The organism is Pseudarthrobacter sp. NamE5 (assembly GCF_005796225.1).
Taxonomy (GTDB): Bacteria; Actinomycetota; Actinomycetes; order Actinomycetales; family Micrococcaceae; genus Arthrobacter.
In genome coordinates, this window is the sequence record NZ_VAHO01000005.1 from 158,031 (window position 1) to 172,122 (window position 14,092).

At 66.4% G+C, this 14,092-nt stretch carries 12 protein-coding genes; 8 read left to right on the top strand and 4 right to left on the bottom strand.

Going from position 1 to position 14,092, the window contains the following annotated elements; translation table 11 throughout:
• Positions 1 to 120: 120 nt before the first annotated feature.
• Entirely contained in the window at positions 121 to 1,311 is a 1,191-nt protein-coding gene (locus tag FDW84_RS08600; protein WP_138608495.1) for an ROK family transcriptional regulator, read from the bottom strand.
• A gap of 200 nt (positions 1,312 to 1,511) precedes the next feature.
• On the opposite strand from FDW84_RS08600, the gene FDW84_RS08605 reads away from it, so the two are divergent.
• Complete coding sequence (locus tag FDW84_RS08605) at positions 1,512 to 2,312, top strand: nitrilase-related carbon-nitrogen hydrolase (RefSeq protein WP_138608497.1); 801 nt, start codon at positions 1,512 to 1,514, stop codon at positions 2,310 to 2,312.
• On the opposite strand, the gene FDW84_RS08610 is transcribed toward FDW84_RS08605, so the two are convergent.
• On the bottom strand, positions 2,291 to 3,913 hold the full coding sequence (locus tag FDW84_RS08610) for a PucR family transcriptional regulator (protein WP_138608499.1): 1,623 nt from the start codon (positions 3,911 to 3,913) through the stop codon (positions 2,291 to 2,293). The two genes, FDW84_RS08605 and FDW84_RS08610, sit on opposite strands and share 22 nt — an antisense overlap.
• 108 nt (positions 3,914 to 4,021) lie before the next feature.
• On the opposite strand from FDW84_RS08610, the gene FDW84_RS08615 reads away from it, so the two are divergent.
• Together FDW84_RS08615 and FDW84_RS08620 are read left to right on the top strand one after the other, a co-directional pair.
• Positions 4,022 to 5,569, top strand: a complete 1,548-nt coding sequence (locus tag FDW84_RS08615; protein WP_138608501.1) for an APC family permease — start codon at positions 4,022 to 4,024, stop codon at positions 5,567 to 5,569.
• Positions 5,566 to 7,299: a flavin monoamine oxidase family protein gene (locus FDW84_RS08620; RefSeq protein WP_171046727.1), complete on the top strand. Its 1,734-nt coding sequence runs from the start codon at positions 5,566 to 5,568 to the stop codon at positions 7,297 to 7,299. The genes FDW84_RS08615 and FDW84_RS08620 overlap by 4 nt, the downstream gene beginning before the upstream one ends.
• A gap of 6 nt (positions 7,300 to 7,305) precedes the next feature.
• Here the strand turns inward: FDW84_RS08620 and FDW84_RS08625 are convergent, their stop codons facing one another.
• Positions 7,306 to 7,827: a gamma carbonic anhydrase family protein gene (locus tag FDW84_RS08625; RefSeq protein ID WP_138608503.1), complete on the bottom strand. Its 522-nt coding sequence runs from the start codon at positions 7,825 to 7,827 to the stop codon at positions 7,306 to 7,308.
• A gap of 106 nt (positions 7,828 to 7,933) precedes the next feature.
• On the bottom strand, positions 7,934 to 8,794 hold the full coding sequence (purU, locus tag FDW84_RS08630) for a formyltetrahydrofolate deformylase (protein ID WP_138608505.1): 861 nt from the start codon (positions 8,792 to 8,794) through the stop codon (positions 7,934 to 7,936).
• Between the two features lie 273 nt (positions 8,795 to 9,067).
• Here purU and glyA point away from each other — a divergent pair, with 273 nt between their 5' ends.
• The 5 genes from glyA (at position 9,068) to FDW84_RS08655 (ending at position 14,034) form a co-directional block, all read left to right on the top strand.
• Positions 9,068 to 10,366 carry a serine hydroxymethyltransferase gene (glyA, locus tag FDW84_RS08635; protein WP_138608507.1) on the top strand — a complete coding sequence of 433 codons (1,299 nt, stop codon included), beginning with the start codon at positions 9,068 to 9,070 and terminating at the stop codon, positions 10,364 to 10,366.
• 4 nt (positions 10,367 to 10,370) lie between these two features.
• Entirely contained in the window at positions 10,371 to 11,270 is a 900-nt protein-coding gene (locus tag FDW84_RS08640) for a bifunctional methylenetetrahydrofolate dehydrogenase/methenyltetrahydrofolate cyclohydrolase (protein WP_138608509.1), read from the top strand.
• 121 nt (positions 11,271 to 11,391) lie between these two features.
• A complete protein-coding gene (locus tag FDW84_RS08645; protein ID WP_138608511.1) occupies positions 11,392 to 12,369 on the top strand; it encodes an ABC transporter ATP-binding protein in 978 nt (325 codons plus the stop codon).
• Entirely contained in the window at positions 12,362 to 13,207 is an 846-nt protein-coding gene (locus FDW84_RS08650) for an ABC transporter permease (protein ID WP_138608513.1), read from the top strand. Before FDW84_RS08645 ends, FDW84_RS08650 begins: the two co-directional genes overlap by 8 nt.
• Positions 13,204 to 14,034 carry an ABC transporter permease gene (locus FDW84_RS08655; RefSeq protein WP_138608515.1) on the top strand — a complete coding sequence of 277 codons (831 nt, stop codon included), beginning with the start codon at positions 13,204 to 13,206 and terminating at the stop codon, positions 14,032 to 14,034. Before FDW84_RS08650 ends, FDW84_RS08655 begins: the two co-directional genes overlap by 4 nt.
• Positions 14,035 to 14,092: the final 58 nt, after the last annotated feature.

Here is a 14,092-nt window from a genome sequence, read left to right on the forward strand (position 1 = left end):
CAATGCAAAATGACTTCTTTGTCCGGCCGGCAAAGCGCAGGGCCGTCTGATGCAAAAGTAAACTGGATCACTCCCTTTGTCGTCAAGTCTTGAACGCAAGAAGGGGGATAACGAAACGGTCTACGTCTTCCTGATACCCGCATGCTGGAAGACGAGGGCGGCTGCGCCGAGCGCTTCTGCCCGGTCACCCAGGGAGGACATGGCCAAGGTTGTGGTCTCTCCGATGACGGGGACCGCGTGCCTTACGAGTCCGCGCCTGATGGGATCGAGCAGGATGTTTCCGAGCCCCGCCAGCGGTCCGCCCACCACGATGACTTCAGGATTTATCAGGTTGGCCACGTTCCCCAGTGCCCGTCCCACGGAAAAGCCAGCGTCGTCAACCACCCGGAGCGTGGCGGGATCCCGGTTCAGCGCCTTCCTGACGATGTCCGCCGGGGTCAGCGGCCGGCCTTCGCCCCGGCTGAGGAGTTCGATCATGGTGGTGGTGGAGGCGATGGTCTCCAGGCAGCCCCGGTTCCCGCAGCGGCACACGAGCCCCTGTTCATGAATGGTGGCGTGCCCGATTTCGCCGGTGATTCCGACGTTCCCGTAGTAGGGCGCACCGTTGAGGATCAGGCCTGCGCCGATGCCCGACCCGATCTTGAGGAACATCAGGTTGCTGACTCCGGAATGCTGCCCCCAAGTGACCTCTGACCAGGCCCCGAGGTTGGCGTCGTTGTCAACGTAGACAGGGATTCTCAGGGTCTCCTCGAGGTGCTGCAGGATGTTGATGCCCACCCATTCCGGAAGGATGGCACCCTGCGCCACAGTGCCGGTGCGGCGGTCGATAGGGCCTGGGATTCCGACGCCGGCACCCACCACGGCGCTGCGTTCAACTCCGCTTTCCCGCAGCAGTTTCCCGAGCAGGGCGACGGCGGCCCGGATGCCTTCATCCGCCTGGTGGCCGAGCGGCAGCATGACGGATTCCTCGGCGATAACGTGATAGCTGAGGGAGGCGAGGACCACCCGGAGGTGCCGCCGGCCAAAGTCGATTCCCACCGCCACCGCGCCGTTGCTGTTCAGGCGCACGTTGAGGGCCCGCCTGCCGGAACTCGTGATCGGCTCGGCGGATGCAAGGCCGGAATCGAGCATGATTTTGACGATGTTCGAGACGGTCGCGGTGGAGAGGCCGGTCTGCCTGGCAAGCTCAGCCTGGGTGGCGGGCCCGCCCATCAGGGTCTCGATAATCCTTTGCTGGTTCAGCTGCCGCAGGGCTGACTGGGACCCGGGATTTTTCGGCTTGCTCCTCGTTGAGCGCGGGGTTGGGGACATGCTAAGAAGATTGCCCTATTGCCACTCTTGTAGTCAAGAAGTTAACGCATAGCTGCCGTTCGGGCAGTCGTATCCCCAAGTAGGACGATCTGACCCTGAAGGGCCCGCCGCAGGTGCAGATACACCCCGCCGGCCTGCACCAGGCTGGTTACGCTGGAACCACGGCCCCATCCCGCGGGCCCCTCCAATGACGGAAGGTGATGGCAGTGCTGCTGGCGCTTCTGCAGGCGAACTCTGCGGTCCTCGATGTTGACGCGAACTGCCAGGCGATCGAGGCCGCCGCCCGCACCGCCGCATCCCGTGGTGCCGCCGTGCTGCTGACGCCTGAGCTTTTTCCGGTGGGTTACGCTCCGCGCCGGGTGCGCTCCGAATTCGACCCCACGCGCCTGCCCGCCCTTCACGACCGGCTGGCCGGCATCGCAAGCAGCAACGGCATCGGACTGGTCTACAGCCTGCCCCGGCTCACGGAACAAGGTGAATGGCAGATCAGCGCCACCCTCCTGGATGCCGGCGGCAACACCCTGCTCACCTACGGCAAGGTGCACCTGTTCGGGTCCGAAGAACGGGACGCTTTCACCTCGGCCACCGATCCTCCCGCCGTCGTGGACTTCAACGGCATACCCACCTCCCTTGTGATCTGCTATGACGTGGAGTTCCCGGAGCCGGTCCGGGCAGCCGCCATCAGGGGTGCCGAACTGCTGCTGGTCCCTACCGCGCTGGCACACGGGTTTGACGACGTCCCCCAGGTCCTGCTGCGTGCGCGGGCGCTGGAGAGCCAGCTGACCGTCGCCTACGCCAACCATTGCGGGCTTGAGGAGGGCTGCAGGTTCCTGGGCGGCAGTGTCATCGCAGGGCCCGACGGCGGGCTGCTCGCGGAAGCGGGCGGGGAAGCAGACCTTCTTTTCGCCGAAGTGGACCCTGCCGCCGCACACCGTGAGCGCCGGACCGTCCCGTACCTGGCTGAACGCCGGCCTGACCTCTACCGTTCCTGGGGCTTCTGACCGCTGCCCGCCGGCAGATCGACGTACTGCAGGGCGATCCACAGCTCCGCCCTGGCCTGGGCCTGGCCCAGGTCCAGATCCAGCAGTTCCCCCACGGCGTTGATCTGCCGCCGCACGCTGTTCCGGTGCAGCCCCAGGTCCTTGGCGGTGGCATCCCAACTGCCGTGGGCAGCCAGCCAGGACCGGAGCACCCGAAGCTGGGAAGCCCGCCGTTCCGGATCCAGTTCCAGGATGGGCGCCAGGAGGCGTGCGGCCAGCAGGGCCCCTGCCTCGTTACCCAGCAGTCCCGTCACCGACCAGGTCAGTTCCTCCTCCCGGACGCTTTTACCGGAAGCAGCCACCCGCGGGCGCAGGGCAGTGGCCCGCCGGTATGCCTCGGCCAGGTTTTGCAGTCCTGCGGGTTCGCCCACCACGAGCCGCCAGCCCAGTTGCTCCACCTCGGCCAGCAGGGAGTCGTCCACCTTGAGGCGCGTCACTGCCGCGAAGCCATAGTCAGTAAGCTCCACCATTTTGGTGTCGAACAGCCGCCGCCATTGCAGCAGTTCCCGCACGGGTCCGTCAGCGGCAGCCGCAACAGTGGTTCCTGCCCGTACTCCCTGGACCACCCGCAGCGGCCCGGGCCTGGTTCCGGAGGCGCTTTGTGCCAGCAGGCCGTGCAGGTTTTCCAGCTCCCGGCTGCTGTTTCCGGACAGGCTTTCGGGGTGCAGAAGCAGGGCGGTGGCCAGCTGGCTCGGGGCAAGTGAGCCGCTGGTCCGCTGCCGGACAAGCAGCTCCAGCAGGCCCACCACCGAGGAGACCACGTTGTTCTGCGCCGGGGTGAGAGGCTTGTCGGTCCCCAGCACCAGCCCTCCGAGCGTCGCGTCCCGGGTACTCCGCAGCGGGTGGCCAAACACCAGCGCAGACCCGGCGCTGTCAAACCTTTCCGTCTCCACCCGCGGCCCGCTCCCGGCAAGGAGCCGCTTCAGCAGGGGCTGCAGCTGGGGAATCCCGACGGCGGCACCGGCCCTGGCGCGTACGCGCCCGTCAGCACCAAAAAGGACAGCCCACACGGGAACCCGCTGGACGAGCGCCGCCAGCAGCTCGTGCTCCGGCCGGGCGGACAGGACAGCCCGCATGAGGTGCCGGTTGGTGTCCGCCAGTTGCCGGAACACCTGGGCGTTGCCGGACTCGAGGAGCCTATAAAACTCCAGGCCAAGGGCGGCAAACGGAATGCTGGCCGGCACCTCCACCAATGTGAGCCCCTGCTCCCGGCACGCTGCCACCAGGAGGTCCGGAACGGCGTCGAAGTAGGGCTCCAGGCCGAAGCCCAGCGCAGCAACCCCCGCTGCCACAAGCCTGCCGACGTACTCTTCAAACCCGGCTCCGCTGCTGCCGTCCCCGCCGCGGAACGGCAGCCCGGCCGTGAGGATGAATTCCCCGTCCAGCAGGTAGGGAGTAGGGTCCTCCAGTTCGCTGGGTTCCACCCACCGCAGGGGTACAGGGCCGTTGCCGGCGTCGTTGACCACTGACACGCCGGCGGGCAGTGCGGCCAGGAACTGCCCCAGCGTCACGGCGTCCAGCTGGTCGTGGCCGTCACCGGCGGTTGGTGCATTGCGTCTCATCACTGAAGACTATAGGTCACTTTGCACATCTTGAGATCCCGCTCACAACCATAGGCTGTGGGAGGGGAAACCAGACCAACCACTCACCGACATGAACGGACGTCAACGATGACTGTGCCTACACTCTCCGGCCCGGCCCCGGGCGGTGCCACCGGGACTGCGGCCCGTCCCACCCTGGGGGCCCAGCTGCTGCGCCGCAAGCCCATCGCCCAGATGGTCAGCGAAGCGGAAACCAACAACGGCGGTCCGCGCCTGGTCCGGAGCTTCGGTGTCCTGCAGCTGACCATGATTTCGGTAGGGGCAACGCTGGGCACCGGCATCCTGGTAATCCTGGGCGAATCCGTCCCCCTGGCCGGCCCGGCCATCTGGATCTCCTTCGCGATCGCCGGCCTGGCCGCGCTGCTGTCCGCCGTCTCGTATGCGGAAATGGCAGGGCTGGTGCCCGTGGCGGGCTCCAGCTACTCCTACACCTACGCCACCATGGGCGAAGGAATGGCCTGGGTCTGCGGCTGGTGCCTGGTGCTGGAGTACGCCGTATCAGTTGCCGCCGTGGCCGTCGGCGCCGGGCAATACGTGAACGAAACCCTGGCCGTGTTCGGTACTGTCCTCCCGGACTCGGTGTCCCAGCCGCCGGGCGACGGGGGAATGGTCAACGTCCCGGCCATGGTCATCGTGGTCCTGGCCACCATCCTCCTGGTGCGCGGCGCCAAGGAGAGTGCCTGGATCAATACGTCCATTGTGGTGGTAAAGGTCGGCATCCTGGTCTTCTTCTGCGCCGTGGCCTTCACCGCCTTCAATGCCGGAAACTTCGAGCCGCTCCTGCCCATGGGTGCAGCCGGCGTCTCCGCCGCAGCCTCCCGCGTTTTCTTCTCGTACATCGGCTTCGATGCCGCCTCCACCGCGGGCGAGGAAGCCCGCGACCCGAAGCGCGACCTGCCGCGCGCCATCATGCTTTCCATGCTGATCGTCACCACCATCTATGTCCTGGTGGCTGTGGCCGCCATCGGCGCCCGCCCCTGGGGCTGGTTCGACGGTACCGAAGCCGCGCTGGTGAAAATCCTCGAGGAAACCACCGGCCAGCCGTGGATTGCCCTGGTGTTTGCGGTGGGTGCCGTGCTGGCCATCGCCAGCATCGTCCTCACCGTGCTGTACGGGCAGACCCGCATCCTGCTGTCCATGTCCCGCGACGGCCTCATTCCCAAAATCTTCGGCCGCGTCTCCCGCCGCACCGGCACGCCGGTGGCAGGCACGCTCCTGGTGGGCATCGCCGTCGCCCTCACGGCAGGCCTGGTGCCCCTGGGGGCACTGGCGGACGCCACCAGCACCGGCACTCTGTTCGCCTTCGCCCTGGTCAATGTCGCTGTCATCTACCTTCGGCGCACCCGGCCGGAGCTGGAGCGGACCTTCCGCGTGCCCCTTTTCCCGCTCACCCCCATCCTTGGCGCGGCCATGTGCGCCTACCTGATGGCCAACCTCGGCGCCGACACCTGGGTCACCTTCGCGGTGTGGATGCTGGTCGGTGTGGCCGCCTACTTCGGCTACGGCCGGCGGAACTCCCGGGTGGCGGCGCTCAGCACGGAGGAATACGGTGAGCTTGCCGGACCGCAACTTTCACCCCAGCACACCCCTGAAACGACGAAGGCAGAACTTCCATGACCATCGCCACCGAACTGCCGGCCTTCGACCCGTCCAGCACCACGGCAACCCGGGCTGCCGCCCCTGCCGCGGACGGCTCAGCCCCCGGCCCCATCACCATGCTCAACCCGGATTTCCCGTTCAGCTACGACCACTACCTGTCCCACCCGCACGGGCTGGGATCCGTGCCGGTTGAACTGCTGGGAACGGAGGTCGCCGTCATCGGGGCAGGACTTTCCGGCCTGGTCACCGCCTATGAGCTCATGAAGCTGGGGCTGCGGCCCGTGGTGTACGAGGCAGACCAGATCGGCGGGCGGCTGCGGACGGCGGCGTTCCCGGCGGCGCCCGGAGTGGTAGCTGACCTCGGCGGGATGCGGTTCCCGGAGTCCGGAAAGGCGTTTTACCACTACGTTGACCTGCTGGGCCTGGAAACCCAGGAATTCCCCAACCCGTTGTCGCCGGCAACCTCCAGTACGGTGATCGAACTGGCCGGCAAGAAGCATTACGCCGAGAAGCCCGGCGACCTGCCTCCGTTTTTCCGGGAGGTCGCTGACGCCTGGAAGGCAGCGGTCAACGATGGCGCAAAGTTCGTTGAAATGCAGGAAGCCATCCGCGCCCGTGACACTTCCCGGATCAAGGAGCTCTGGAACGAACTGCTTCCGCTGATGGACGAGCAAACCTTCTATGGGTTCATCGCCGCCAGCGACTCCTTTAAGAAGGCAGGCTTCGCGCACCGGGAAGCCTTCGGCCAGGTGGGCTTCGGCACCGGGGGCTGGGACACGGACTTCCCCAACTCCATCCTGGAAATCCTCCGGGTGGTCTACACCGATGCGGACGACCAGCACCGCCTCATCCGCGGGGGAGCGCAAAGGCTGCCCGAGGCACTCTGGCAGCACGCGCCGTCGGACCTGGTGCACTGGCCGCAGGGAACGTCACTGGCCTCGCTGCACGCCGGTTCGCCGCGCGGCGCCGTAGGGAAGATCAGCCGCGACCCGGACGGAAACCTGCGGGTCCGCGAACGCTGGGGCCGTGAAGCAAGCTACCCTGCCGTCGTGGCCACCTGCCAGTCCTGGCTGCTGTCCACCCGCATCCATACAGAGGAAGCTCTGTTCCCCGCCGAGCTGTGGACCGCCATGGAACGCTCGCACTACATGCAGTCCTCCAAGACGTTCGTCATGGTGGACCGGCCGTTCTGGAAGGACATCGATCCGGACACCGGCAACGAGGTCCTGTCCATGACGCTCACCGACCGGCTGAACCGCGCCACCTACCTGCTGGACAACGGCCCGGACCAGCCCGCCGTCATCCTGCTCTCCTACACCTGGAATGATGACGCGCTGAAGTGGCTGGCGCTGGACGCGGACGAACGCGTGGAACTGATGCTGCATTCGCTCGAGCAGATCTACCCGGGCGTGGACATCGCCGGGCACATCGTGGGCCAGCCGATCACGGTCTCCTGGGAGGCCGACCCCAACTTCATGGGCGCGTTCAAGGCCAACCTGCCCGGGCACTACCGGTACCAGCAGCGGCTGTTCACGCACTTCAAGCAGGACAAGCTGCCGGAGTCCCAGCGCGGCATCTTCCTGGCCGGCGACGATGTCTCCTTCACAGCCGGCTGGGCTGAAGGAGCCGTGACGACCGCCCTGAACGCGGCCTGGGGAGTGCTGAACCACCTGGGCGGCTCCTCAGCGCCCGGGAACCCAGGGCCGGGGGAGCTGCTGGACGAGCTCGGGCCGACCAGCCTGGACTGACCTGTTCTACCGCGCGTGCATCTCCCGGTGGGCGGCAGCCAGCTCACGGTAGCGCGCCGCATTGGCCCGCACGCCGTCGTACTCTTCCCCGGTGAGTTCGCGGCGGACCTTGCCCGGCACCCCCGCCACCAGTGAACGCGGCGGGATCACTGTGCCCTCCAGCACCACGGCGCCGGCCGCCACGAGCGAGCCGGCGCCGACCACTGCCCCGTTGAGGATGGTCGCGCCCATGCCAATCAGGCAGTCGTCCTCCACGGTGCAGCCATGCACGACGGCGGCGTGCCCCACGCTGACGCGTTCGCCCACCGTGCAAGGGAAGCCCGGGTCCGCGTGCAGCACCACGTTGTCCTGCAGGTTGCTGCCTTCCCCCACGGCGATGGGAGCGGTGTCAGCCCTGACCGAGACCCCGTAAAAGGCACTGGAATCCCGGGCGAGGGTGGCGTTGCCGATGATCGACGCCGTTGGGGCAACAAAAACGGAATCGTGCACGGCCGGGGAGCTGCCGGCGAAAGGGTAGAGAGGAGCCATGGGCCAAGCCTAGGACATCCACCCACCCAACTGGCTGGCCCGCACCTAACGTCGCGAAAACGCGATTTCGGAACGTTAGGTGCCAGCCAGATATGGGGAGCCGGGCCTAGTTGAAGACGACAGTCCGGTTGCCGTCCAGCAGCACCCGGTGCTCCGCGTGCCACTGAACCGCCTGGACCAGCGTGCGGCCTTCCACGTCACGGCCCATCTGGACGAACTGCTCAGGCGTCCGGGCATGGTCTACCCGGATGACTTCCTGCTCGATGATGGGGCCCTCATCCAAGGCAGCCGTTACGTAATGGGCAGTGGCGCCAATCAGCTTCACCCCGCGCGCGTGGGCCTGGTGGTAAGGCCTGGCACCCTTGAAGGACGGCAGGAAGGAGTGGTGGATGTTGATGGCCTTGCCGGTGAGCTCGCTGCAGAGTTCGTCGGAGAGGATCTGCATGTAACGGGCCAGGACAGTCAGTTCGATGTCGTGCTCCGCCAGGAGGGCCCGCAGCTTGTCCTCTGCCTGGGCCTTGGTCTCCTTGGTGACCGGGATGTAGTGGAACGGGACGCCGTAGAACTCGGCAAGTCCGGCCAGGTCCTGGTGGTTGGAGACGATGGCGGGGATTTCAATGGGCAGGGTCCCGCTGCGCTGCTGGAACAGGAGGTCGTTGAGGCAGTGGGCGGAGGTGCTGGCCATCACCAGGGTGCGCACCTTCTGGCCTACGGCGTTGAGGCTCCACTGCATGCCAAAGGCCTCGGCCACCGGGTCCAAAGCAGTGCGCAGCTCTTGCCGGGAAGCTGGGGTGGTTACCTCCACCCGCATAAAAAAGTTGCCCGTGGCGGGGCTGCCGTACTGCTGCGAATCAGTAATGTTGCACCCTGCCACCATCAGGGCGCCGGACACCGCATGGACGATTCCCCGGCGGTCCGGGCAAGAGAGGGTTACTACGTACGCTTGGTTCAGCTGCTCATTACTCACACGTACAAGCCTACCCGCGCAGGCGTCCCCGGATTTGGTAGGCTGGTGGGGTCGCAACTGGCGTTGGGTGGCTAACCACCAGGGAGCGGCAATCACGAAGACCACGGATCGTACGCCTGGGCCGAGGGTCATGTCTTGCCGGATTTGGGGCTGCACCTGCGCCAGCAGAGCAGTGCCTGCCGCTCTTTCACGTCCCGTCACAAGGCGGTGTGAAGTTGCGCTAGCCGGTAGCCTGACCTAAGCAGTGCCCGTATCCCTAGCCAGGAGTTCTTCGTGACTACTACAGCCACCTCAACCACCGCCGTCAGCAATCAGCCGCTGGCTGAGCTTGACCCCGAAATCGCCGCCGTCCTGGACCAGGAGCTCGGCCGCCAGCGGGGCACGCTGGAAATGATCGCCTCGGAAAACTTCGCCCCCCGGGCCGTGATGGAGGCCCAAGGCTCCGTCCTCACCAACAAGTACGCCGAGGGCTACCCGGGCCGCCGCTACTACGGCGGCTGTGAATACGTTGACGTGGCAGAGCAGCTGGCCATCGACAGGGTCAAAGCCCTTTTCGGCGCCGAGTACGCCAACGTTCAGCCGCACTCCGGTGCCCAGGCCAACGCCGCCGCACTGTCCGCCATGATCACCCCCGGCGACAAGATCCTCGGCCTGTCCCTGGCCCACGGCGGCCACCTGACGCACGGCATGAAGCTGAACTTCTCCGGCAAGCTCTACAACGTGGCTGCCTACCAGGTGGAGGAAGGCAACTTCCGGATCGACATGGACAAGCTCCGCGAGCAGGCCATCGCCGAGAAGCCGCAGGTCATCATTGCCGGCTGGTCCGCGTACCCCCGCCACCTGGACTTCGCGGCGTTCCGCTCCATCGCCGACGAGGTTGGCGCGCTGCTGTGGACAGACATGGCGCACTTCGCCGGACTGGTGGCCGCCGGACTGCACCCGAGCCCGGTGCCGCACTCCGACGTCGTGACCTCCACGGTGCACAAGACCCTGGCAGGTCCCCGTTCCGGTGTGATCCTGGCCAAGGAACAGTGGGCTAAGAAGCTGAACTCCAGCGTTTTCCCGGGCCAGCAGGGCGGGCCGCTGATGCACGTCATCGCAGCCAAGGCCGTGGCGTTCAAGATCGCGGGCACCGGGGAATTCAAGGAGCGCCAGGAGCGCGTCCTGGAAGGCGCCAGGATCATCGCCGACCGCCTCAACCAGGCCGACGTTGCCGAAGCCGGCGTCTCCGTCCTGACCGGCGGCACTGACGTCCACCTGGTCCTCGTTGACCTGCGCAACTCGCAGCTGGACGGCCAGCAGGCCGAGGACCTCCTGCACTCAGTGGGCATCACCGTCAACCGCAACGCGGTCCCGTTCGACCCCCGCCCCCCGATGGTCACCTCCGGCCTGCGCATCGGCACCCCCGCCCTGGCCACGCGCGGCTTCGGTGCGGCCGAGTTCACCGAGGTCGCCGAGATCATCGCCACCGCGCTGAAGGCCGGAAACAGCACCGACGTCGAGTCCCTGCAGGCACGCGTGGACAAGCTCGCCGCCGACTTCCCGCTGTACCCGCAGCACGAGCAGTGGTGATCCGATGACTGACACCAAGACCGCACAGATCCTTGACGGCAAGGCGACTGCCGCTGCCATCAAGGCTGAACTGACCGAACGCGTAGCCGCCCTCAAGGCAAAGGGTGTCACGCCCGGCATCGCCACCGTCCTGGTGGGCGCGGATCCCGCCTCACAGCTGTATGTGTCCATGAAGCACAAACAGTCCGAGCAAATCGGGATGAACTCGATCCAGCGTGAGCTTCCGGCGGACGCCACACAGGCCGACGTCGAGGCCCTCATCGACGAACTCAATGCGGACCCTGCCTGCCACGGCTACATTGTGCAGCTGCCGCTGCCCAAGCACCTGGACACCGACGCCATCCTTGAACGCATCGATCCCGCCAAGGATGCCGACGGCCTGCACCCGACCAACCTCGGCCGGCTGGTCCTGAACGTCAACAACGAGATCACCACGCCCCTGCCGTGCACGCCCCGAGGGGTCATAGAGCTGCTGGAGCGCAACGGTTACAGCCTGGCGGGAAAGCACGTAGTGGTGGTGGGCCGTGGCGTGACGATCGGCCGTTCCATCGGCCTGCTGCTCACCCGGCGTGAAATCAACGCCACGGTGACGCTGACTCACACCGGCACCACCAACATGTCCGAACTGCTGCGCCAGGCGGACGTCATCGTAGGCGCGGCGGGAGCCAAGCACATTGTCAAGGCTGAGGACGTCAAGCCCGGCGCTGCCGTGCTGGACGTCGGCGTCACCCGTGAGACGGATCCCGAGACCGGCAAGAGCCGCGTCCACGGGGACATCGATCCCGCCGCCGCCGAGGTGGCCGGCTGGATTTCGCCGAACCCCGGTGGCGTCGGCCCCATGACCGTCGCCCTGCTGATGACCAACGTGGTCGAAGCCGCGGAACGCCAGGCGGCAAAGGCGTAGGCACGCACACAGCGGGCACCCCGACGGCGGCAGGCACCTTCCAGCGAAGGTGCCTGCCGCCGTCGTACTTTAAGCCGTACCGCACTACCGTTTGCCAGGCAGCTGAACTAGTCTGCGGAGGGTGCACAACGAAGCCATCCTGCCCTCCACTGCAAACACGGCCGGTGCGCCGGCCCCGGGCACGGTCATCACGGCAGAGAACCTAACCAAGACCTACGGCAATGTTGCCGCGGTGGACGGGATCTCCTTCAGTGTTCGGGCGGGTGAATCCTTTGGCCTGCTGGGGCCCAACGGCGCCGGCAAGTCCACCACCATGAAGATGATCGGCGGTGTCACCCGCCGCACGGCGGGAAACCTCCGGATCATGGGCCTCGATCCGGACACCCACGGGCCGGAGGTCCGCGCCCATCTGGGCGTGGTGCCGCAGCAGGACAACCTGGACGAGGAACTGCGGGTCCGGGACAACCTCCTGGTCTACGGCCGCTACTTCGGCCTGCCGCTGAGCTACCTGAAACCGAAGGCGGACGAGCTGCTGGAGTTTGCGCAGCTGACGGACAAGGCGAAGTCCAAGGTAGACGCCCTGTCCGGCGGCATGAAGCGCCGCCTGACGATTGCCCGCTCGCTGATCAACGAGCCGCGCATCCTGCTCCTGGACGAGCCCACCACCGGGCTGGATCCGCAGGCCCGGCACATCCTGTGGGACCGGCTTTTCCGGCTGAAGGAGCAGGGCGTCACGCTGATCCTGACCACGCATTATATGGATGAGGCCGAACAGCTTTGCGACCGGCTGATCGTGGTGGACAAGGGCCGGATCATGGCCGAGGGGTCGCCGGCCCGGCTGATCCGTGAGCACTCCACGCGGGAGGTGCTGGAGCTGCGCTTCGGTTCCGAGCGGAACACCACCATCGCGGTTGAACTTGATGGGATCGGTGAGCGGCTGGAGGTCCTTCCGGACCGGGTGCTGATCTACGCGGCCGACGGCGAGTCCGCCCTTGAGCAGGTGGCCTCCCGTGGCCTGCGGCCGCTGACTTCGCTGGTCCGGAGGTCCTCGCTGGAAGACGTGTTCCTGCGGCTGACGGGCAGGAGCCTCGTTGACTGAGCGGTCTGCCGTGGGGACGCTTCGGGCCCATGGCCCCGAGGTGGCGGCGGCGAAGGCGCGGCGGTGGGGAGCGTTCTACTACGCGGAGCAGGTGCTCCGGGTCATGAAGAGCTACGGCTGGTCCATCCTGATGTACAGCGTGGGGCAGCCGGTGGCGTACCTGTTTGCCATGGGCGTTGGCCTGGCCTCCCTGGTGGACAGCCAGGGCGCGGCGGCTTTCGGCGGGGTCAGTTACCTGGCTTTCATAGCGCCTGCGCTGCTGGTGTCCGCCGCCGTGATGACCGCAGCCAATGAGTTCACCTTTCCGGTAATGGCCGGGTTCAAGTGGCGCAGGACGTACTACGGTCCTCATGCCTCGCCGCTGACACCGGAGCAGATCGCGGCCGGACACATCATGGCCGTGACGCTCCGGCTGCTGGTGCAATCGGCAATCTACTTCGCTGCCGTGGCACTGTTTGGGGCCTCCCCGCTGGGCTGGGGGTGGGCCGCGATCCTGGTGGCCACCCTGGCCGGGCTGTCCTTCGGACTGCCGCTGATGGCGTACTCCGCTTCGCTTACCGAGGACAAGGGCCAGTTCGCGCTGGTGATGCGTCTCGTCGTGATGCCGCTGTTCCTGTTCTCCGGAACCTTCTTCCCGCTCGACACGCTTCCGTTGGCCGTCCGGTGGATCGGCTGGATCTCGCCCATCTGGCACGGCACGGAACTGGGCCGGGTGCTCAGTTATGGCTACGAAGAGCCGCCGGTCCTCACCCTTGTCCACGTCGCCGTCCTGGCCGGGCTGGCGGTCCTGGGCTGGAACCTGACCCGTCGCCGGTTCGCTGCAAGGATGGGGCAGTGAGCCTGACCGCCCGGCGGGGCGCCGCTGACCAGGCACGGAACAGGACCTTCGGGCCGCTCTACTCACGCAACGCCCGGGCAGTAATCTCCCGCGGGATGAAAGCCACGATGGGCGGCCACTGGCTGGTCATGCTGTCGGGATTCTTCGAGCCCGTTCTGTTCCTGGTGTCCATGGGCGTGGGCATGGGGGCGATCGTGGGTGCGGTGGAGGGACCTGACGGCACTCCCGTCAGCTACGCGGCCTACATCGCGCCCGCCCTGCTTGCCGTCTCGGCAATGAACGGCGCGGTGTACGACTCAACCTGGAACGTCTTCTTCAAGATGAACTTCGCCAAGCTGTACCAGGGCATGCTGTACACGTCCCTTGGCCCGCTGGACATCGCCCTCGGGGAGATTTTCCTGGCTCTCCTGCGCGGCATGTTGTATGCCACGGGTTTCACCGCGGTCATGGCAATGATGGGGCTCATCACCACCCCGTGGGCGCTGTTGATGATCCCCGCCTCGGTGCTGATCGCCTTCGGGTTCGCCAGCCTGGGCATGGCGGTCACCAGCTTCATGAAGACGTTCCAGCAGATGGACTGGATCACCTTCATCATGCTTCCGATGTTCCTGTTCAGCGCCACGTTCTACCCCCTGACCGTGTATCCGCAGCCCATACAGTGGCTGATCCAAGCCATGCCGCTGTGGCACGGGGTGGAACTGCTCCGCCAGATCAGCGTGGGCACGTTTACTGCCGCCACCCCCCTCCACATCGGTTACTACCTGGTGATGACCGCGCTCGGCATGCTTTTCACCACTGTGCGGCTGCGGCAGCTCTTCCTGAAGTAGCCGGCGGTGTTCGCCCGGGGTGGAAGGCGGCGGAAGCATACTCCGGAATTTGAGAGAA